We start from the raw sequence: 20,153 nt of genomic DNA on the forward strand, positions 1-20,153 counted from the left end.
CCCGTCGGGTCACTCGTCAGGCCCGCGCCGGTCACCCTCACCGGGGCCGCGCTGGTCGCTGTCGCCGCGCGAGTCACCCTCGCCGGCCCGGGAGGCGAGCAACCGACGGTACGAGGCCAGCCGGCGCGGGTCGGCCTTACCGGCGGCCACCCAGGCGTCCAGCCCACAGTCGGCCTCGTCGGCCGTGTGGGGGCAGTTCGGTGGGCAGTCGACGGTGCCCTCGACCAGGTCCGGAAAGCCGTGCAGCAGGCTGTCGGCCGAGACGTGCGCCAACCCGAAGCTGCGGATCCCGGGGGTGTCGATGATCCAGCCCGGGTCGGTGTCGATCCCGGGCGCCGGTGGCAACCGCAGCGCCACCGCGCTGGTCGAGGTGTGCCGGCCCCGGCCGATCGCGCTGACCACGCCGACCGCGCGCAGCGCTTCCGGAACGAGGCGGTTGACCAGCGTCGACTTGCCCACGCCGGAGTGCCCGACCAGCACCGACACCTTGCCGCTGAGCAGCGCACGGAGCGCGTCGAGGTCGGAGTCGGGGCGGTTGAGCACGTACGGCAGCTCCAGCTCGGTGTAGTAGCCGATCACCTCCTCCGGCCCGGCCAGGTCGGCCTTCGTGAGGCAGAGCAGCGGCTCGACGTCCGCGTCGTACGCGGCCACCAGGCAGCGGTCGATGAACCCGGTGCGCGGCGGTGGGTCGGCCAACGCGCTGACGATCACCAACTGGTCCGCGTTGGCCACCACCACCCGTTCCAGCCGACCCTCGGCGGTGGTCTCGTCGTCGTCGGCGGTGCGGCGCAGCACCGAACGGCGCTCGGCGATCCGGACGATGCGGGCGAGAGCGCCCTCCGCGCCGGACGTGTCGCCGACCAGGCTGACCCGGTCACCGACCACCACCGACTTGCGGCCCAGCTCGCGGGCCCGCATGGCAGTCACCGTGGGCAGCTCGGCGCCGACCACGCCGCGCTCGGCCCCGGCCAGCACGCACTGGTAGCGCCCCCGGTCGACGGCGATGACGAACCCGTCGACCGCGTCGGAGTGCTGTGGGCGGGTGCGCGTACGCGGGCGCGACGACTTCCCGGGCCGGACCCGTACGTCGTCCTCGTCGTACTCCCGCCGTTTGGTCGCCAGGACCTGTCCTCTTCTCGCGTCGTCAGCTCTTGCCGGTCACCATCGCTGACCATAGCGCCGGGAACTCGGGCATGGTCTTGGAGGTACACCCCACGTCGTCCACCTCGATGCCGGGCACGGCGAGCCCCGTCACCGCGGCGGCGTGTGCCATCCGGTGGTCGTGGTAGGTGCGGAAGACCCCGCCGCGCAGCGGCCGGGGCCGGATCTCCAGCCCGTCCGGTGCTTCGGTGACGTCCGCCCCGAGCGCGGTGAACTCGCGCGTGAGCGCGGTCAGCCGGTCGGTCTCGTGGCCACGGATGTGCCCGACGCCGGTGAAGACCGACGGCGAGTCGGCCAGCATGGCCAGTGCGGTCAGCGCCGGGGTCAGCTCACTGACGTCGGAGAGGTCGGCGGTCAGGCCGTGCACCACGCCGGTGCCCCGGACGGTCAGCCCGTTGGTGGAGAGGGTGACCTCGCCGCCCATCTGTTGCAGCAGCGAGCGGAGTTGCTCGACCGGCTGCGCGCTGCTGTGTGGCCAACCCTGCAAGGTGACCTCGCCGCCGGTGACCAGGGCGGCGGCGAAGAACGGCACCGCGCCGGAGAGGTCCGGTTCGATCTCCCAGCCGCGGCCGGTGAGCGGGCCGGGCTCGACGGTCCACACGTCGGGGGTGCTGTCGTCGACGGCCGCGCCGGCGGCCCGCAGCATCCGCACCGTCATCCGCAGGTGCGGCGCGGAGGGCACCGGGGGGCCGACGTGGCGGACCACGACGCCCCGGTCGAAGCGCGGGGCGGCCAGCAACAACGCGGAGACGAACTGGCTGGACACGGACGCGTCGATCACCACCTCGCCCCCGGTGACCCCACCGGTGCCGAACACGGTCAGCGGCAGGCTGCCCGTGCCGGTGACGTCGATCCGAACGCCCAGCGAGCGCAGTGCGCCGACCAGCGGGCCGAGCGGCCGGGTGCGCACGTAGGGGTCGCCGTCGAAGGTGACCGGCCCGTCGGCCAGCCCGGCCACCGGCGGCACGAACCGCATCACGGTGCCGGCCAGGCCCACGTCGACGTGGGCGGGGCCGACCAGCGGGTGCGGCCGGACCAACCAGCGCTCGTCGTCGCTGATCGACACGTGCGCGCCCATCGCGCGCAGGCCGGCGGCCATCAACTCGGTGTCGCGGGCGCGCAGCGGCCCGGCCAGCGTCGACGGGCCGGCGGCCAGCGCGCTGAGCACCAGGGCCCGGGCGGTCATCGATTTGGAACCGGGCAGGCGCAGCGTCGCCGCCACCGGGTCGGATGCGGTCGGTGCGGTCCACGGCTGCGGCGGCCGGGTCGCGGTCAGGTTCCCCACGGTTACATTCTGCCGTGTCGGCGGGTGGACGGCGGCGTCCGGCGCTCGTACTCCCGGTTGGCGGGACAGCCGACGGGGCCTCCGACGCGTTAGCGTGTGCCCCATGTGCGGCAGGTACGCGACCACTCGGAGCTCCGGCGAGCTGAGCGCGCTGTTCGAGTCGTCCGATGACTCCGACGGCCTGGTCCGAGCGGATCACAACGTCGCGCCGACCGACCCGGTGCCACTGGTCCGGGTCAGTCCGGAGGGGCACCGCAGCCTCTGTGTCGGCCGCTGGGGTCTTTTGCCGCACTGGTCCCGGTCCGCTTCGGGGGCCGCCCGCATGATCAACGCGCGGGCGGAGACGGTGGCCACCAGCCGGGCGTACGCCGCCTCCTTCTCCCGTCGCCGTTGCCTGGTCCCGGCCGACGGCTGGTACGAGTGGGTCCGGCTGCCCGACGGCGGGCGACAGGCGTACTTCATGACCCCCCGGAACGGTTCGGTGCTCGCGCTGGCCGGCATCTGGTCGGTCTGGGAGTCCGACGCCGACAGCCGGCTCACCTTCAGCGTGCTGACCACCGCGGCGCTCGGCGACCTGGCCGAGGTGCACGACCGGATGCCGGTGCTGCTGCCACCCGAGCGTTGGGCGTCGTGGCTCGCGCCGACCGACGAGCCGGGGCGGCTGCTCAGCCCGGCGTCGGCGGAGCAGTTGGCGGGGTTGGAGATCCGCCCGGTGGGTGCGGCGGTGGGAGACGTTCGTAACGACGGGCCGCAGCTGGCCGCCCGGGTGGCGGTGGCGCCGACGGTGACACCGCAGGAGTTGACCCTGTTCTGACGCTCTGTGCATCGTCGGCCGCCGATTTGCCAGGGTTCCGCGCGATTCGTCTCCTGACTGTTCAGTCATGTTCCCGGCAGACCCTTGTCTCGGTGTTGCGAAGTGCGATAGAACACAGCGCCGGTAGTGGCTGCCGATCCGCACGGGGCGGACGGCGTCCACAGATCTTGCCGGTCCCACGGGGGAGGTGGGTGGATGACACGGGCACGTATGCCGCGCCCGCACGAGGTGGCGGCGGCGCGGCGAGATCCGCGACTGCTGCGGGCCGTGCGAGAACGGCGAGAGGACGACGCGTGGCGCACCAGGGGAACCTGCCAGAGCGTCGATCCGGAGACATTCTTTCCGGCACCGAACGAGCCGGCGGACGCCGCCGTCGCGCTGTGTCGCAGTTGTGACGTGCAGGGGTCCTGCCTGGCCTGGGCCCTCGACGTCGGTGACTGCCACGGCGTGTGGGGCGGCACCACGCCGCGGGAACGACGGGCGATGCTGGTCGCCTGGCGCGGCGAGGTCGAACCCGACCCGGACGCCATCGACGACGCCGGCCCACCGGTGCGCGATCGTCTGCTCGCCCTGGTCCCGCTGAGCTGATCGGCGGCCGGGTTCGCACCCGACGCCCGTCCGGCGGCGCAGAATAGGCCGGTGCCAGCCAGCAACGAGATCGACACCCCCCGCGGGCCGGCGTGGATCGACACCGACCTGCCGGTCCGCCCGGCCACCGCCCTGCTCGTGCTCGGGCACGGCGCGGGCGGCAGCGTCGACGCGCCCGACCTGCTCGCGGTCCGGGACGCGTCGGTGGCGGCCGGCCTGGCGGTGGTCCGGGTGACCCAGCCCTACCGGGTCGCCGGTCGACGTGCGCCGGCGCCGGCAGGTCACCTCGACGAGGCCTGGGCGGCGGTGCTCGCCGAGCTGCGTGAACGGCACGCCGACGTTCCGACGGTGGTGGTCGGTGGGCGTTCCAGCGGCGCCCGGGTGGCCTGTCGGACGGCCCGTGCGGTGGGCGCGGTGGGCGTTGTCGCGTTGGCCTTTCCACTGCACCCGCCCGGCCGGCCGGAACGCTCGCGCGCCGCCGAACTGGACACCGGTCTGCCGACACTGGTCGTCAACGGCGACCGGGATCCGTTCGGGACGCCGGAGCCGGGGCCGGCCGTTCAGGTGGTGAGTCGACCCGGTGAGACGCACGATCTGCGCCGGGATCCGGCCGGCACCGCGGCCGCCGTGCGGGACTGGCTGTCCGCCCAGGGCTGGGCGGACAACTGATCCGTCGCGGCCGGCTCGCCGGGGCGACCGTTTCCGGCGCCGGCACGGTTCGTTGCATCCGATGGTGCCGCCGGGCCGAACGGGGCCGGTGACACCAGTCCTCCCAGGCCCTTCCTGGTCCCAGCGCCGGCCGCCGTCGGGGCCGGGACCAGGAACGGGGAGGGCCGGCCGGAATGCCCCAGTGGCCATCTCGCGTTACTACCCCCGGACGACTTTTCTGCGAGGGGGGTGACCGGTGCCAACCGAGACACGAAGCCTGGAACGGGACGAACGGGATGCCCGGCAGCTGAAGCGACTGCTGGATGGCCCGGATTGGCCCGCGACGGCGGGACCGGGCGGGGTGGGTGCGGTGAGCACGGGCACACCGGCCGGAAGTGAATCTGCGGGCAGGTCCGTGCGCGTATCCTCGGCGGGAAAGCATCCGACGCGAGGGGATGTGCGGTTGACCACCGAGAAGACGGACGAGCGCAGGGCCCGATTCGAGCGGGACGCGATGCCATTCGTCGATCAGCTCTACGCCGCTGGGCTGCGGATGACACGCAACCCGGCGGATGCCGAGGACCTGGTCCAGGAGACGTACCTGAAGGCGTACGCGGCCTTCCACCAGTTCGAGCAGGGCACGAACCTCAAGGCCTGGCTCTACCGGATCCTGACCAACACCTACATCAACTCCTACCGCAAGCGGCAGCGCCAGCCGATCCAGGCGCCCACCGAGGAGATCACCGACTGGCAGCTCGCGGAGGCCGAGTCGCACACCTCCAGCGGGTTGCGCTCGGCCGAGACCGAGGCACTGGACCGGCTGCCGGACAGCGACGTCAAGGAGGCCCTCCAGCAGCTGCCGGAGGAGTTCCGCCTGGCCGTCTACCTCACCGATGTCGAGGGCTTCTCCTACAAGGAGGTCGCGGACATCATGGGCACGCCGATCGGCACCGTGATGTCGCGTCTGCACCGCGGCCGTCGTAATCTGCGCAAGCTGCTCGAGCGTTACGCGGGGGAGCGGGGCTTCAGTGCGGCCCGCTCAGCGAAGGGCTCGACCGCCGCTGCCGGCCGGGAGGTGTGACGTGAGCTGTGGGGAGCCGCACGAGACGGACTGCCGCGAAGTGCTCGCGGAGGTGTATCTCTACCTGGATCTGGAGTGCGCCGACGAGCGCCGCTCGCTGATCCGCCACCACCTGGACGAGTGCGGGCCCTGCCTGCGCGAGTACGGGCTGGAGCAGGAGGTGCGGGCGTTGGTGGCGCGTTGCTGTGGCAACGAGACCGCCCCGGATCAGCTGCGTGAGCGGCTGCGGGTCAAGCTCACCGAGTTGGTGGTCTTCGAGACCAGCGACTCCCGTGAGCTGGCCGACTGAGCGTTTGAGCTGGCCGACCGAGCGTCGGCACCAGCTGGCAAGACCGGTGGCCCGGGTCGATGTCGACCCGGGCCACCGGTGTACCCGGCCTCGGCCGGTTGAGCGGCGACGGGCAGTCGGCCCGTCGACCCGTTCAGGAGTTGGGACGCTTGCCGTGGTTCGCGGCGCTCTTCTTACGAGCCTTCTTCTTCCGGGACTTCTTCGCCATGCTGACCTCCTCGTGATGGGTCGGATCCGTCCTGCGCACGACCTCGGCGCGGATGCGGCCACCGGCGGTCCGGCGTCGGGTCCGACCCGCTGATGGTAGTGCGGTCGACACCCGCCGCCTTCCCCAGGGCGGGCCTGTCATCCCGGCTGTGCCGCTGCCCGCCCATCGTCGGTCGGCGCATGATTGGATACATCGGCAGGCACGTCGCGAAGAGGGAGGGCCTGGACATGGCCGAGGAGATCCGCGCCGAGATGGTGGCCAACGTCTGGAAGGTCGTCGCCACGGCGGGTGACACGGTGACCGAGGGTGACACCCTGGTGATCCTCGAGTCGATGAAGATGGAGATCCCGGTCGTCGCCGAGTCCGATGGTGTGCTTCAGCAGCTCGTCGTCAACGAGGGCGACGTCGTGCAGGACGGTGACCTGATCGCTGTGATCGCTTGACCGGGTTGCGGGTCCGTCCGGCCGAGTCGGCCGACTTCCCGGCGGTGGCCCGGCTGACACTGGCCGCGTACGAGGCGGACGGCCAGCTCAAGGGCGAGCACGGGTACGGCGAGGTGCTGGCCGACGTGTCGACCCGAGCCGGCAGCGGCGAGGTGCTGGTCGCTGTCGACGAGGTGACCGGGGCGGTGCTCGGCTCGGTGACGTTCGTGCTGCCGGGCACCCCGTTCGCCGAGCTGTCCGGGCCGGGCGAGGCGGAGTTCCGGATGCTCGCGGTCGACCCCGGCGCGCAGGGGCGGGGTGTCGGTGCCGCGTTGGTCGAGGCGTGTGTCGACCGGGCGACCGAGCTGGGTTGCACGGCGGTGGTGATCTGTGTCCGGGCCGGGATGGCCGATCCTGCGCACCGGCTCTACTCGCGGCGCGGGTTCGTCCGTTCGCCGGAGAAGGACTGGTCGCCGGCGCCGGGTGTGGACCTGCTCGGCCTGCGGCTGGAGCTGACGCGCGGCTGAGCCGCCGACCGACGAGCCCGGGCCGGGACGATCACGACCGGGTCAGGCGTCGGGCTGCGTGCCGATGGCGGCCAGCAGTTCGTCGGCCACCTCCAGGGCGAGCTTGCGGCGTTCGTCGTCGCTGATGTGCGGCGCGCGGACCGCGAACCAGCTGGTGTGCACCGCGAACAGGGACAGCGCGGCGCGCAGTTGGGCGGCGGGGGAGTCGTCGCCCCGGCAGAGCGCGTCGGCCAGCTCCAACATCCGACCGCGCATCTTCTGCCCGGAGGAGAGGCTCTTGAGCGCGGTCTGGTTCTGCTCGAAGAAGCGCATCACCGACGGCTGGCTGCCGTCGAACATCGTGTCGGCGTACCGGGAGATCAGCTCGCGCCGGGTGGCCAGGGTGGCGGGTTGGGTGGCGGCCCAGGCGGTCAGGGCGTCCATCCGCTCCAGCCGGTCCTCGACGAAGCTGGCGACGATGTCGTCCTTGCTCTTGAAGTGGTAGTAGAGCGCGGCCTTGGTGACGTTGAGGCGCTCGGCGATTTCCCGCAGCGAGGTCTTCTCGTACCCCTGCTCGGTGAAGAGTTCGAGCGCGACGGCCTTGATCCGTTCCCGCGTGCCGCCGCCTGTGCTCTCGCTCACCTACGCCCTCCAAATGGCTTGACCGTTGCTCGTACCCAACTTACCGTGCGGCTAGTAAGGTGACTAGCCGGGCGGCAAGTAAGTACGGCAATCTTCGGGGGGAGCTTACCCATGACTCAGGCAACCCAGGCCGGCACACGACCCAACAACATCCGGGTCGTGCTGTTCGGGCTGATGATCGCGATGATGCTCGCGATGCTCGACAACATGATCGTCAGCACCGCGTTACCGCGGATCGTCGGCGAGTTCGGCGGGCTCAACCACTTCACCTGGGTGGTTACCGCGTACGTCCTGGGCACCACCGTCTCCACCCCGATCTGGGGCAAGCTCGGTGACCTCTACGGCCGCAAGTCGGTCTTCCTGACCTCGGTGGTCGTCTTCCTGGTCGGCTCCGCCCTCTGTGGCATGGCCGGCTCGGGGATGCTCGGCGGCCCAGAGGACGGCATGGTCCAGCTCATCGCCTTCCGGGCCGTGCAGGGCCTCGGCGCCGGCGGTCTCATGGTCGGCGTGATGGCGATCATCGGTGACCTGGTCCCGCCCCGCGAGCGCGGGCGCTACCAGGGCATGATCGCCGGCATCATGGCCATCGCCATGGTCGCCGGGCCGCTGGCCGGCGGATTCATCACCGACCACCTCTCCTGGCGCTGGGCGTTCTACGTGAACCTGCCGCTGGGCGGAATCGCGCTGCTCGTGCTGATCACCACCATGCACCTGCCGAAGTACCGCACCGAGCACCGGATCGACTGGCTCGGCGCCGGGCTGCTCTCGGCGGGCATCACCGCGATCGTGCTCATCACCACCTGGGGTGGCAACGAGTACGACTGGACGTCGCCGCAGATCCTCGGCCTGGCCGTGCTGGCCGTCGTCGCGTTGGTGGCGTTCGGCCTGGTCGAGCGCCGGGTGACGGAGCCGATCCTGTCGCTGAAGCTCTTCGCCAACCGCAACTTCGCGCTGATCTCTCTGATCGGTTTCCTGCTCGGCTTCGCGATGTTCGGCGCGATGAACTTCCTGCCGCTCTACCAGCAGACGGTGCAGGGGGCGTCGGCGACGAACAGTGGCCTGCTGCTGCTGCCGCTGATGTTCGGCATGCTCGTCGTCTCGCTTGTCGTCGGCCGGGCAATCACGAAGACCGGACGGTACCGGGCGTACCCGATCATCGGTGGCGTGGTGATGACCACCGGCATGGCGCTGCTGTCGATGCTCGACGTCAACACCAGCAAGCTGGTGTCCTCGCTGTACATGGTCGTGCTCGGCGCCGGTATGGGCTTCCTGATGCAGACGTCGATGCTGATCGCGCAGAACAGCGTGGAGCAGAAGGACCTCGGCGCGGCCAGCGGCGCGGCGACGTTCTTCCGGTCGATCGGCGGCTCGTTCGGCATCTCGCTGTTCGGCGCGATCTTCGCCAACCGGCTCGCCGACTCCGCCGCCGGCGCGGCCTTCGATGGCGGAGGCGGCGGAGGCGGGATGGACCTGGCGAAGCTCAGGGAACTGCCCGCCCAGGCGCGTGAGGCGGTGCTCGGCGGTCTCGCCGACTCGATCTCGCACGTTTTCCTCTGGGCGGTGCTGTTCACCGTCGCGATCCCGGTGCTCGCCTGGTTCATCAAGGAGATCCCGCTGCGCACCGCGAACGAGGCGCCGCCGCAGGCCACCCCGGAGGAGGACGCCGAGGTCGCCCTCGGCAAGGCCCCGGTCGCCTGACCCCCGAACCTCCGCGATCTTGCACTTTGTGCTGGTGCATAAGCACTGTTTCCGACAAAACGGCGACAGTAAGTGCAAGATCGCGGGGGTTGGCGGGGAGTTCAGCGGCGGCGCAGCCGTTGCCAGAGGCGGCGCAGGGGGTTGCGGGGGCGGGGGAGTCGGGGGGAGTGGGTGGCCAGCAGATCGGTGGCCAGTGCCGCCGTCTCCGGATCCAACTGCGGGGCGGCGAGAGCCAGATGAGCCAGCGAAGCGGCGATCGGGACCGGTCGGCTCCGCGCCACGGCAGCCGCGTCGGCCAGCCGCTCCGCCACCACCCGGGCCACGTCCGGCCGCACCGAAGGGTCCACCCAGGCGGCGGTGACCAGGGCGAACAGCGCCGCCTCGGTGACCCAGTCCTCGACGCCCCAGATCAGATCGAGCAGCACCCGACGTCGGGTCGAGCTCTCCCACGGCTCGTCGGTGCGATGGTGCAGCAGCCCCAGACAGGCCCACACCTGCACCCCACGGACCCAGACCGACGGGTCGTGGGCGGCCAGCAGCCGCCCCACAGCGTTGGCCGGCGCCGCCGGCGGGTGCACCAGCAGGCCGAGCAGGTCGGCCAGGTCGAGGCCGGCCAGACCCACCGCCGCGTCGTACGCCGCCGGTGGGTGTGCCCACGCCGGGTGGGCGATCTGCCCGATCCGTTCCACCGCCGTCGCCGAGGGCGCCGCCAGCGCGGGCGTGGGCACCGCGTCCGCGTAGTGCCACAACCGCTGGGCGGACGCCCGTCGGGGCTTGCGCGGGTCGGGCTCCGGCGTTCCGACGACCTCGATCCGCAGCCCGGGGGCGGTGGAGATCGCCGTCCCGACCGCGCTCGGCGGGGCGGCGGCGGGTAGGCGTACGGCCCCGCCGAGACCGTTGTCGTCATCGGCCACCGCCTGGCGCATCGCGTCGACCAGGGGCCCGCCGGCCGGGGTGAGTTGGCCGAGCCAGGGACGACCCCGGCAGCACTGGGCCAGGTCGCCGTGCTCGTGGCTGTCGTCCGGGTGGTCCCGCACGAAGTCGGCGAGCGCGACCAGGTGGGCGAGGTCGCCGTCGCGCAGGTGCCGCAGGCGGTGGGCGGTGTGCACCGCGCAGTCGAACGACGGATCGCGCGCCAGCGCCCGCTCGGTCCACTCCAGCGCCTCGTCGAGCCGGCCGATCTCGGCCAGGGTGCCGGCGATGTCCGCGTAGATCGCCAGGTCGTCGGGGTCCAGCTCGACGGCCCGACCGAGGGCCGCGAGGCCGTCACGGGTCCGGCCCGAGCTGCGGTACGCGTACCCGAGCCACACCTCGCCCATCTTCGAGGGCTGTGCGCGTACCCCTCGGGTGGCCCAGCGGACCGCCAGCTCGACCTCGCCGAGGCGCCGGGCCAGCGCGGACGCCGCGCCCAGCAGCAGGCCGTGGTCGGGGTGCACGGTGGCCGCGTTGCGGGCGAGCGTGAGGTACGGGGTCAGCGGGGCCCGGCCGATCCGCGGCACCGGGTCGGGCAGCGCGGCGCAGACCTGCATGAGGACGCGGGCGATGTGCGCCGGGTCCAGTCGTTCGGCCAGCTCGGGCGCGGTGACCCAGGGCACGCCGGCCCACTCGGTGCCGGGCGCGTACGACGTCGCCGCGGCCAGCAGCTCCAGCCCTTCGGCGGGGCGGCCGGCGGTGGCGAGGAGGTGGGCGCGGGCGACGACGGCACCGACGAAGGTGTGGTGGTTGATCGGGAAGAGGTCGAGGCCGCCGCCGTTCGTCGCGGCGAGCCGGGCCAGCGTCTCGTGCACCTCCGGCAGGGTGGGGGCCCGTGCCAACGCGCCGGCGAGGTGGCCGGCGGCGTGGTGCAGGTCGCCCTCGTCGAGTGCCTGCCGGGCCAGCGCCAGCTCCTCCGTCGCGGAGAGCGCGGGATCGTCCGTTCCCTCGGGCACGTCGTCCTCTCGTGGCAGTGAGACCGGGTGTAACGGGTAAAGCCTAGTTGATGTTGAGATCAACTGGTGATCACCTGCGCAGTCCTGCTCGTTCGATTGCTGAGATACGCTCAAAAGTGCAAGACTGAGCAAGAATCGCGCGGCAATCGCGCAGGGGAGGGGTTTCCGTGACACGTGCAGGGGCTGGAATGGCCGCCGACATCGACGAGCAGCCGGCTGGCTACGCGCGCCTGCTCTCCGCTGCCAACGCGGCCGAGATCGCCCGGGTGGCGGCGGTCATCGCGGAACGTCGGCCACGCCACGTGGTCTTCACCGCGCGGGGGACCTCCGATCACGCGGCCCTCTACGGGGCCTACCTGACCGAGATCCGGCTCGGCCTGCCCGCCGGGCTCGCCTCGCCCAGCGTCGTCACCCTGTTCGGGGCCCGCCCCGACCTGTCCGACGCGCTGGTCGTCGGTGTCAGCCAGAGCGGCGGCTCACCCGACCTGGCCGAGGTGCTGCGTGCCGCCCGAGCCTCCGGGGCGCTGACCCTCGCGGTGACCAACGCCCCCGACTCGCCGCTGGTCGACGTGGCCGAGCTGAGCGTCGACATCGCCGCCGGGCACGAGCGGGCGGTGGCCGCCACCAAGACGTACACCGCCGAACTGCTCGCCCTGCTGATGCTGGTGGAGGGGATCCGGGCTGGCGACGGCGTGCTCCCGAAGGCCGAACGGGAGGCGCTCGACGCACTGCCCGAGCTGGCCGCCCGCACCCTGGCCGACGGCACCCCGGCCCAGCTCGCCCCGCGCTACCGGTTCGCTCGTCAGCTGGTCACCACCGGCCGGGGGTACGCCTACCCGACGGCCCGGGAGGCCGCGTTGAAGCTGATGGAGACCTCGTACCTGCCCGCCCTCGCCTTCTCCGGCGCCGACCTGCTGCACGGCCCGCTCGCGATGACCGACCCCGAGGTCCCGGTGCTCGCCGTGGTCGGCTCCGGCCCCGGTGGCCGGTCGATGGGCGAGGTGCTGCCCCGCCTCGGCGAACGCCGCGCCGACGTGGTGGTGGTCGGCTCCGCCGACGTGCCGGGCGCCACTCGGCTGGCCGTCCCCGAGGTCGACGAGCGGTACGCCCCGCTGCTGGACATCCTGCCGATGCAGCGGTTGGCGCTGGCCCTGGCGCTCACCCGGGGCGAGGACCCGGACGCGCCGCGCGGGTTGAAGAAGGTCACCGCGACGATGTGAGGCGCGGCGTGGCACCCTGGTCACCGTGTCCACGCTGCGCGACCTCGCCGAGGAGCACACCCATCTCCGTCCGGCCGACATCGACCACCTGCACCGGATCGCCGGCGACTGGCAACTGCTCTCCGATCTGTCCTTCGCTGACCTGCTGCTCTGGGTGCCGGTCGACGCCGACGGCACGTTCCTCTGCGTCGCCCAGGTGCGCCCGACCACCGCACCGACCGCCTACCAGGACGACCAGGTGGGTCGGATCGTCGGCGGTCCGGAGGTGGCCCACCTGGGGGTGGCGTACTCCCAGGGCCGGATCTGGCGCGAGGGCGACCCGGTCTGGTATGGCGACGTGCCGGCGCGGCACGAGGCGATCCCGGTCCGGCTGCGTACCGCCGAGGGGGAGGCCGGCGAGGTGATCGCCGTGGTGGGGCGGGACACCAACCTCTCCACCGCGCGTACGCCCAGCCAGCTGGAGTTGAACTACCTCACCACGGCCGACGACCTGGCGCAGATGATCGCGGACGGCACCTTCCCGCCGCCGCGGCATCCGGGCGAGACCACCTCCGCGCCCCGGGTCGGCGACGGCCTGGTCCGGCTCGACGCCGGCGGCAAGGTCACCTACGCCAGCCCGAACGCCCAGTCCGCGTACCGCCGACTGGGCTACGCCTCGCACCTGGTGGGGGAGGACCTGGCCGTGTTGCACCGCCGGTTGGCCGGTGACCCGCTGGACGGCACCGAGGCCTCGAACGGCATCCTGGCCGCGCTGCGCGGTGAGGCGCCACCCCGCCGGGAGATCGACGCACGAGGTGCCACGATGCTCACGCGGGCGTTGCCGCTGATGCCGGCCGGGGTGCCGATCGGAGCGTTGGTGCTGGTCCGGGACATCACCGAGGTCCGCCGCCGGGACCGGGCACTGATCACCAAGGACGCCACCATCCGGGAGATCCACCACCGGGTGAAGAACAACCTCCAGACGGTGGCCGCGCTGCTGCGGTTGCAGGCCCGCCGGGTGGCGATGCCGGAGGCCCGGGTCGCGTTGGAGGAATCGGTCCGTCGGGTCGCCTCGATCGCCCTGGTGCACGAGACACTCTCGATGTCCAGCGACGAGGCGGTGGAGTTCGACGGCATCGTCGACCGGGTGGCCAGCGCGGCGACCGAGGTCGCGGCGACCGAGGTGAGCGTCGGCATGCGTCGGCGGGGCAGCTTCGGCGTGCTGCCGGCGGAGATCGCCACCTCGCTGGTGATGGTCCTCAACGAGTTGCTGCTCAACGCGGTCGAGCACGGCTTCCCGCCGGCAGACGAGACGGAGGCGGCTCCGGTGGCCGCCGCCTCCGGCATGGTGCCGGTCGCCCCTCCCGAGGTCGACCCGTCACTGCGGCCCGAGGTGGTGGTCTCCGCGCACCGGTTCCGCAAGATGCTGCACGTCTCGGTGACCGACAACGGACGCGGCCTGCCCCCGGACTTCGACGCCGAACGCGGCAGCCGGCTCGGCCTCCAGATCGTCCGAGCCCTGATCACCGGGGAGCTGCGCGGCACCATCGAACTGCGTGCCGGCGCCAACGGTGGCACCGAGGCCATGCTGGTCGTCCCGCTGGCCCGCAGCACCCACGACGGCCGCTCGCAGGGCTGACCCGCCCTTTCGCCTCCGGTGGGGCGGGGTCTGCGGCGGGAGCGGATATCAGGATGGGCGTGATGCCTCACAGTCATCACGATGACTCACCGGCATCAGGCGCTCCGAGGTGGGCGAGCCCGGTCGCCGGCCGGCGCCCGGGGGGCCGGGTCAGCGGCCGGGGCGGCTGGTCAGTAGGGCGACGGTGAGGCCGGGGCGTTGCCAGACCTGGGTGACGGTGAAGTCCGTGCGAAGCGCGTCGCCCTTGGCGCCGGGCACGGCGGCCAGCGGCTCGGCGTGCCGGCCGGAGACGACGAGCCACACGCGTGTCGTACCGGCCAGGCACGGTGCTGGCTGCGGGCACTCGGCGGCCCACAGATCGCCGCGGCGGACCTCGTCCTCGGTGACCAGCACGTCGCGGGGCGGGTCGCTGAGGTGGTACTCGATGCCGAGGTCGAGGAAGAGCCAGCTGTGCCGGGGTGAGTAGACCACCGCGTCCCCCGGGCGCTGACCGTCGGCGACCACCCGGGCCGCCCCCGCGTAGTCCACCGGCGCGCTGCGCGGCCACTCGTGGGTCCGTCGCAGCGCGGCCTGGTCGGGTAGGCCGAGCAGCCCGGCCAGGACCACGACGACGAGCGCGGTCGGAGCGGCCACGGCGGCCAGCGCCGCGCCCGCCAGCAGGCACGCGAAGGGCACCACGAAGACCAGGTACCGGGGCACCCACAGCGGTACGACAGTGCCGGCGGCGAAGAGCAGCAGTACGGGCAGCAGCACCGCGCTGACCGGCAGCAGGGCGCGCCGCCCGAGCCGGGCCGCGCCCAGCGCGGCGACCCCGACCAGCAGGCCACCGACAACGCTGCTCTGTGCCACGCCGCCGGGCAGCGCGGTCAGGTCGTCCAGCCGGGCCAGGTGGACCCAGTTCAACTGCCGGGACTGCTGGGTCCGGGCCTTGACCAGCAGCGGGCCGGCCAACAGCGCGACCGGCACAACGGCGACCAGCCACCGCCACACCCGCCGGTCCCGCTCGACGTCGGGCTGGGCCGGGGTGGCGATGCCGGCCGGGGCCGGGCCGCGCCACCAGGTTATGAGGACGACCAGCGCGTGGGCGGCGAGCACTGTGAGCGCGATCAGGTGGATGAGCCCGAGAGCGGCGACGGCAGCGGCGTAACCGGCCCAACGGGCCCAGCTCGGCCGACGCAGCGCGGTCACCAGCAGCAGTGTGGCGAGCACGGCGAGCATGGTGGCCAGCGCGTACGGGCGAGCCTCCTGCCCGTAGCGGGAGGTGCCCGGGAGCACCGCGAACAGCAGCCCGGCGAAGAGGCCGCCGCGCCGGTCGACGAGCCGCGCGCCGAGCACGGCGAGCAGCCCGGCGGCCACTGTCATCGCCAACACCGCCGGTACGCGCAGGGCGATCGTGGAGTCGCCGAAGACGCTGGTCCAGAGGTGCATCAGCAGGTAGTACGGCCCGGTGGCGGCGTCGATGGTGCCGGCCAGTCGGGCCAGGTCACCGGGCGACCGGGTGGCCGCGCTCCACGTCGCCAGCTCGTCGCGCCAGAGCTGGGCGGAGCCCAGCCCGGTCACTGTCACCGCCAGTGTCAACAGTGCCGGGGGGAGCCAGACCGGCAGGCGGCGCAGGTGCTCCCACGCCGCCCCGGCCGATTTCTCGGACAATTGCCCCACGGTCCGAGCCTGCCACGCCCCGGCCCGTGATGTGGGATCCAGCACGTGGACATTGGCCGGCCCCCATGGGGTGTGGCAGCATGGGCCCCATGACCGCCGCAGTCGTCCGCCGCTTCGTGGCACGTCGCCACGTCGATTACGGCCGCGTGCGCAGCGCGATCTGTCCGGCCTACTGACGACGCCCGACCCATCTGTCTCGGGCGCGCTCCGCGCCGGCTGTCTGAAGACACCGTTGTCCCGCCCGCTTCGCCGGGCCGGCCGCCGCGCCCCGCGTATCCCGAGGCACAGCAGACAACGGAGGACGCCGCGATGGCGGTCAGCAGCATCCCGGCCCGTTCCGAGGACCCGACGGCTCGCCCGACCCGAGCGCCGCGCCGGCCACGGGGTGAGGGTCAGTGGGCGCTCGGCCACCGCGAGCCGCTCAACCCCAACGAGCGGATCAAGAAGGACGACGACCCGCTCAACGTCCGGGCCCGCATCGAGACCATCTACGCGTACCGCGGCTTCGCCTCGATCGACCCGCAGGACCTGCGGGGCCGGTTCCGCTGGTGGGGCCTCTACACCCAGCGCAAGGCGGGCATCGACGGCGGGCGCACCGCCGTGCTGGAGCCGCACGAGCTGGAGGACGAGTTCTTCATGCTCCGGGTCCGCATCGACGGCGGGCAGCTCAGCCTGGCGCAGCTGCGGGTGATCGCTGACATCTCCCGGGAGTTCGCGCGGGACACCGCCGACATCACCGACCGGCAGAACATCCAGTACCACTGGATCCGGGTCGAGGACATGCCGGAGATCTGGCGTCGGCTGGAGTCGGTCGGTCTGCAGACCACCGAGGCGTGCGGCGACTGCCCGCGGATCGTGCTGGGCAGCCCGGTCGCCGGGGTGGCCCGCGACGAGCTGCTCGACCCGACCCCGGCGATCGACGAGATCGTCTCCCGTTACGTCGGCGACAAGCAGTTCTCCAACCTGCCCCGCAAGTTCAAGACGTCGATCTCCTGGCTGGTGGACACCCCGTACGAGTCGAACGACATCGCGTTCCTCGGTGTCGACCACCCGGAGCACGGGCCCGGCTTCGACGTCTGGGTCGGCGGGGGCCTCTCCACCAACCCGATGCTCGCCAAGCGGCTCGGGGTCTGGGTTCCGCTGGCCGAGGTGCCGGACGTGTGGGCCGGGGTGGTCGGGATCTTCCGCGACTACGGCTACCGCCGACTGCGCAACCGGGCCCGGTTGAAGTTCCTGGTGGCCGACTGGGGCGTGGAGCGCTTCCGCGAGGTCCTGGAGAAGGACTACCTCGGTCGTACGCTGCTCGACGGCCCGGCGCCGATCCTGCCGTCGAAGCCGGTCGACCACGTGGGTGTGCACGAGCAGGCCGACGGGCGGCACTACGTGGGCGCCGCTCCGGTGGTCGGGCGGGTCTCCGGCGCGCAGCTCAGCCAGCTGGCCGACGTGGTCGAGGCGCACGGCAGCGACCGGGTGCGGCTCACTCCGTACCAGAAGCTGCTGGTGCTCGACGTGCCGTCGGAGCGGACGGAGTCGCTGATCGACGCGCTGCGCGGGATCGGTCTGGAGGCCCGGCCCTCGGCCTGGCGGCGCGGCACGATGGCGTGCACCGGCATCGAGTACTGCAAGCTCGCCATCGTCGAGACGAAGGCCCGCGGCGAGGAGTTGGTGGCCCGGCTGGAGCAGCGGCTGCGCGACTTCGACACGGACATCTCGATCCACATCAACGGCTGCCCGAACGCGTGCGCGCGCACCCAGGTGGCCGACATCGGGCTCAAGGGTCAACTGGTGGTCGGCCCGGACGGCCGGCAGGTCGAGGGTTTCCAGGTGCACCTGGGCGGCGGCCTGGGCATGGCCCAGGGGCAGACCGCCGGTTTCGGCCGCAAACTGCGCGGCCTGAAGACCACCGCCGACGACCTTCCGGAGTACGTGGAACGGCTGGCCCGTCGCTATCTGGCCGGTCGGAGCGAGGGCGAGACGTTCGCCAACTGGGTGATCAGAGTCGACGAGGAGGAACTGCGGTGAGCAGCGAGAACCGAGCGGCACCTCTGTACTGCCCGTACTGCGGCGAGGAGGACCTGCGGCCGCACGAGGCGGGTCACGGCGCCTGGGAGTGCCACGCCTGCACCCGGGTCTTCTCGGTGAAGTTCACCGGGTTGCTGAGTCGGGCGGTGACCTCATGAGTCTCGTCTCGGCCGCGAGCCTGCGCCTGGTGGGTCCGGGCGGCTCGACGCCGGTCGACCCGGCCCGGCGCGGCCCGGACGAGCTGCGGGCACTGGCCGAGCAGGCCGCTCGGGACCTGGAGGGCGCCCCGGCACTGGAGATCGCCCGCTGGGCGGCGCAGACCTTCGGTGAGCGGTTCTGCGTGACCAGCTCGATGGCGGACGCCGTGCTGGCGCACCTGGTGTCCCGGGTGGCCCCCGGGGTGGACGTGGTCTTCCTCGACACCGGCCTGCACTTCCCCGAGACGCTGCGGGTACGCGACGAGGTCGCCCGGACGCTGCCGGTGAACGTCCGGTCGATCCGGCCCCGGCTCACCGTCGGCCAGCAGGACGGTCAGTACGGCCCCCGGCTGTTCAACAAGTCGCCGGACGACTGCTGCCAGCTGCGCAAGGTGGAGCCGCTGGAGCGGGCTCTGACCGGGTACGACGCCTGGGCCGCCGGTCTGCGGCGGGACGAGTCGCCGAGCCGGGCCAACACGCCGGTGGTGACCTTCGACGCGCGCCGCGGCAAGATCAAGGTCAACCCGATCGCGGCCTGGTCGCAGAAGGATGTGGACTCCTACATCGCCCGCTTCAACGTGCCGGTCAACGAGCTGTTCAAGCAGGGTTACGGGTCGATCGGCTGCTGGCCGTGCACCCGCCGTACCAAGGCCGGCGAGGACGCGCGGGCCGGCCGGTGGGCCATGTTCGAGAAGACCGAGTGCGGGCTGCACGTCTGACCTCCCCGGCGACGACCCTGACCGGCGTCGGTGCGGCCGGCGGGGCGGACCCGGTGGTGCTTGTCGCGCACGGCAGCCGTGACCCACGGGCGGCCGATGCCACCCGGGCGCTGGCCCGGGCGGTGTCGGCGGCCCGGCCGGGCACACCGGTGTGGGCGAGTTGGCTGGACCACACCGAGCCGGGGCCGACCGAGGTGCTGCGCGACCTGGCCGTGGCCGGTCACCGCCGGGCGGTGCTGGTGCCGCTGCTGCTGACCGCCGCGTACCACCACCGGGTGGACATCCCGGCGGCGGTCGCCGCTGCGGCGCAATCCGGGCCACCGCTGTCGGTACGGGTCACCGACGTGCTCGGCCCGGCGGACGACACGCCTGATCCTGGGCTGTTGGCCGGGCTGTGCCGTCGGCTGGGTGAGACGCGTCCGGGCCGCTTCGACGCGTTGGTGCTGGCCGCGGCGGGCACCCGGGACGCGCGGGCGCGCCGCTCGGTGGGTCGGGTCGCCGATGCGCTCGGTGTGGAATTCGGGGTGCCCTGCCGGGTGGCGTACGCGTCGGCGGCGCCGCCGACGGCCGGTGTGGCGGTGTCCCGGCTGCGGGCGGCCGGCGCGCGCCGGGTCGCGGTGTCCGCGTACTTCCTGGCACCGGGGCTGTTCCACGACGCGGTGACCGAGGCGGCCGGGGCGGCGGGTGCGGTGGCGGTCGCCGCGCCGCTGACCGACGCTCCGGAGTTGGTCGAGTTGGTGCTGCGTCGGGTCGACGACCGGCCCACGCTGGCGTCCACTGGCTGAGCAGCGCCGGCACGGGGTGACCCGGTGCCGGACAGCAGAACGCCCCGGCGGGCGGACCCACCGGGGCGTACAGCTGTGTGTTGGGAATCAGGCGGAGTGAGCGCGCAACACCCGGAGACCGCCGCGCCGCTTGACGGCGCGCCGCTCCTCCTCGCTCATTCCGCCCCAGACGCCAGCGTCCTGACCTGACTCGAGTGCCCACTGCAGGCACTGGTCGGTCACGGAGCAGCGCCTGCAGACGGCCTTGGCCTGCTCGACCTGCAGGAGAGCCGGACCGGACGTCCCGATCGGGAAGAACAGCTCCGGGTCCTCGTCACGGCAGACACTATGGTGACGCCAGTCCATGGCGGCAACACTCCTCATTCTGGATGGGTGGCAACAATTGCTTGGTCGTGCTTTTCCTATATGCATCCGCGTGCCGATGGTGACAGTTAGCGTCCGTCCATTCGGCAGTGCGTGAGCAGGCAGTTAGTGCCGGGGACCTGCTGGAACAGCTCAACTTGACGAGCATATCCAGGCGGTGTCCCGGTAACTCAAGTTCGCTTGTGAATACTTTCACGAACAGTCGTGATGTCAAGGGTGACGCTTGGAAAAACTCCGGGCGGTGAGCAAGCCCACAACCCATTTGTCCGGGTTCCCGTGCATTCCTGGTTACCCGCCGTG

The 20,153-nt window shown here is 72.4% G+C and carries 21 protein-coding genes; 15 read left to right on the forward strand and 6 right to left on the reverse strand.

Translation table 11 applies throughout. The features are described 5' to 3' along the window. Positions 1-9: 9 nt before the first annotated feature. Entirely contained in the window at positions 10-1,005 is a 996-nt protein-coding gene (rsgA, locus tag ABZS40_RS10805) for a ribosome small subunit-dependent GTPase A (protein WP_354943236.1), read from the reverse strand. A 139-nt stretch (positions 1,006-1,144) separates the two neighbouring features. Beyond that, on the reverse strand, positions 1,145-2,446 hold the full coding sequence (gene aroA / locus ABZS40_RS10810; protein ID WP_354943106.1) for a 3-phosphoshikimate 1-carboxyvinyltransferase: 1,302 nt from the start codon (positions 2,444-2,446) through the stop codon (positions 1,145-1,147). Between the two features lie 103 nt (positions 2,447-2,549). On the opposite strand from aroA, the gene ABZS40_RS10815 reads away from it, so the two are divergent. The 8 genes from ABZS40_RS10815 to ABZS40_RS10850 all read left to right on the forward strand — a co-directional run bounded on the left by ABZS40_RS10815 (position 2,550) and on the right by ABZS40_RS10850 (position 7,023). Further along, positions 2,550-3,260, forward strand: a complete 711-nt coding sequence (locus tag ABZS40_RS10815) for an SOS response-associated peptidase (RefSeq protein ID WP_354943107.1) — start codon at positions 2,550-2,552, stop codon at positions 3,258-3,260. Between the two features lie 195 nt (positions 3,261-3,455). Further along, entirely contained in the window at positions 3,456-3,848 is a 393-nt protein-coding gene (locus ABZS40_RS10820; RefSeq protein ID WP_354943108.1) for a WhiB family transcriptional regulator, read from the forward strand. A 51-nt stretch (positions 3,849-3,899) separates the two neighbouring features. Beyond that, positions 3,900-4,517, forward strand: coding sequence for an alpha/beta family hydrolase (locus tag ABZS40_RS10825; RefSeq protein WP_354943109.1), 618 nt, complete (start codon positions 3,900-3,902; stop codon positions 4,515-4,517). 235 nt (positions 4,518-4,752) lie between these two features. Continuing rightward, positions 4,753-5,577, forward strand: a complete 825-nt coding sequence (locus tag ABZS40_RS10830; protein ID WP_354943110.1) for a sigma-70 family RNA polymerase sigma factor — start codon at positions 4,753-4,755, stop codon at positions 5,575-5,577. A gap of 1 nt (position 5,578) precedes the next feature. After that, the gene (gene rsrA / locus ABZS40_RS10835; RefSeq protein WP_030490399.1) at positions 5,579-5,866 is read left to right on the forward strand and encodes a mycothiol system anti-sigma-R factor; all 288 of its coding nucleotides are present in this window, start codon (positions 5,579-5,581) and stop codon (positions 5,864-5,866) included. A 59-nt stretch (positions 5,867-5,925) separates the two neighbouring features. Further along, a complete protein-coding gene (locus ABZS40_RS10840) occupies positions 5,926-6,090 on the forward strand; it encodes a hypothetical protein (protein ID WP_210784647.1) in 165 nt (54 codons plus the stop codon). Positions 6,091-6,295: 205 nt separating this feature from the next. After that, the gene (locus ABZS40_RS10845; protein WP_181518367.1) at positions 6,296-6,517 is read left to right on the forward strand and encodes a biotin/lipoyl-binding carrier protein; all 222 of its coding nucleotides are present in this window, start codon (positions 6,296-6,298) and stop codon (positions 6,515-6,517) included. Further along, positions 6,514-7,023 carry a GNAT family N-acetyltransferase gene (locus ABZS40_RS10850; protein ID WP_354943111.1) on the forward strand — a complete coding sequence of 170 codons (510 nt, stop codon included), beginning with the start codon at positions 6,514-6,516 and terminating at the stop codon, positions 7,021-7,023. Before ABZS40_RS10845 ends, ABZS40_RS10850 begins: the two co-directional genes overlap by 4 nt. A 42-nt stretch (positions 7,024-7,065) precedes the next feature. On the opposite strand, the gene ABZS40_RS10855 is transcribed toward ABZS40_RS10850, so the two are convergent. Further along, on the reverse strand, positions 7,066-7,644 hold the full coding sequence (locus tag ABZS40_RS10855; protein WP_354943112.1) for a helix-turn-helix domain-containing protein: 579 nt from the start codon (positions 7,642-7,644) through the stop codon (positions 7,066-7,068). A gap of 111 nt (positions 7,645-7,755) precedes the next feature. On the opposite strand from ABZS40_RS10855, the gene ABZS40_RS10860 reads away from it, so the two are divergent. Continuing rightward, positions 7,756-9,342, forward strand: coding sequence for an MDR family MFS transporter (locus tag ABZS40_RS10860; RefSeq protein ID WP_354943113.1), 1,587 nt, complete (start codon positions 7,756-7,758; stop codon positions 9,340-9,342). A 101-nt stretch (positions 9,343-9,443) separates the two neighbouring features. Here ABZS40_RS10860 and ABZS40_RS10865 read toward each other — a convergent pair whose 3' ends face one another. After that, positions 9,444-11,270 carry a tetratricopeptide repeat protein gene (locus ABZS40_RS10865; protein WP_354943114.1) on the reverse strand — a complete coding sequence of 609 codons (1,827 nt, stop codon included), beginning with the start codon at positions 11,268-11,270 and terminating at the stop codon, positions 9,444-9,446. 188 nt (positions 11,271-11,458) lie between these two features. Here ABZS40_RS10865 and ABZS40_RS10870 point away from each other — a divergent pair, with 188 nt between their 5' ends. Both ABZS40_RS10870 and ABZS40_RS10875 read left to right on the forward strand, forming a co-directional pair. Then, positions 11,459-12,490: an SIS domain-containing protein gene (locus tag ABZS40_RS10870; protein WP_124776247.1), complete on the forward strand. Its 1,032-nt coding sequence runs from the start codon at positions 11,459-11,461 to the stop codon at positions 12,488-12,490. A 25-nt stretch (positions 12,491-12,515) separates the two neighbouring features. Next, positions 12,516-14,108: a histidine kinase N-terminal domain-containing protein gene (locus ABZS40_RS10875; protein ID WP_354943115.1), complete on the forward strand. Its 1,593-nt coding sequence runs from the start codon at positions 12,516-12,518 to the stop codon at positions 14,106-14,108. A gap of 150 nt (positions 14,109-14,258) precedes the next feature. Here ABZS40_RS10875 and ABZS40_RS10880 read toward each other — a convergent pair whose 3' ends face one another. After that, on the reverse strand, positions 14,259-15,767 hold the full coding sequence (locus ABZS40_RS10880; RefSeq protein WP_354943116.1) for a glycosyltransferase family 39 protein: 1,509 nt from the start codon (positions 15,765-15,767) through the stop codon (positions 14,259-14,261). A 309-nt stretch (positions 15,768-16,076) separates the two neighbouring features. On the opposite strand from ABZS40_RS10880, the gene ABZS40_RS10885 reads away from it, so the two are divergent. Genes ABZS40_RS10885 through ABZS40_RS10900 form a run of 4 tightly spaced genes read left to right on the forward strand, consistent with a single transcriptional unit; the run spans position 16,077 to position 19,490 of the window. Continuing rightward, complete coding sequence (locus tag ABZS40_RS10885; RefSeq protein WP_354943117.1) at positions 16,077-17,789, forward strand: nitrite/sulfite reductase; 1,713 nt, start codon at positions 16,077-16,079, stop codon at positions 17,787-17,789. Then, complete coding sequence (locus tag ABZS40_RS10890; RefSeq protein ID WP_165435836.1) at positions 17,786-17,947, forward strand: hypothetical protein; 162 nt, start codon at positions 17,786-17,788, stop codon at positions 17,945-17,947. Before ABZS40_RS10885 ends, ABZS40_RS10890 begins: the two co-directional genes overlap by 4 nt. Continuing rightward, a complete protein-coding gene (locus ABZS40_RS10895) occupies positions 17,944-18,705 on the forward strand; it encodes a phosphoadenylyl-sulfate reductase (RefSeq protein WP_354943118.1) in 762 nt (253 codons plus the stop codon). Before ABZS40_RS10890 ends, ABZS40_RS10895 begins: the two co-directional genes overlap by 4 nt. 17 nt (positions 18,706-18,722) lie before the next feature. Beyond that, positions 18,723-19,490, forward strand: a complete 768-nt coding sequence (locus ABZS40_RS10900; protein WP_354943237.1) for a CbiX/SirB N-terminal domain-containing protein — start codon at positions 18,723-18,725, stop codon at positions 19,488-19,490. Positions 19,491-19,577: 87 nt separating this feature from the next. Here ABZS40_RS10900 and ABZS40_RS10905 read toward each other — a convergent pair whose 3' ends face one another. Then, positions 19,578-19,835, reverse strand: coding sequence for a WhiB family transcriptional regulator (locus tag ABZS40_RS10905; RefSeq protein WP_088950012.1), 258 nt, complete (start codon positions 19,833-19,835; stop codon positions 19,578-19,580). Positions 19,836-20,153 lie beyond the last annotated feature (318 nt).

This window comes from Micromonospora sp. NPDC005324, assembly GCF_040607155.1.
In the GTDB taxonomy this organism is placed as follows: domain Bacteria; phylum Actinomycetota; class Actinomycetes; order Mycobacteriales; family Micromonosporaceae; genus Micromonospora; species Micromonospora trifolii.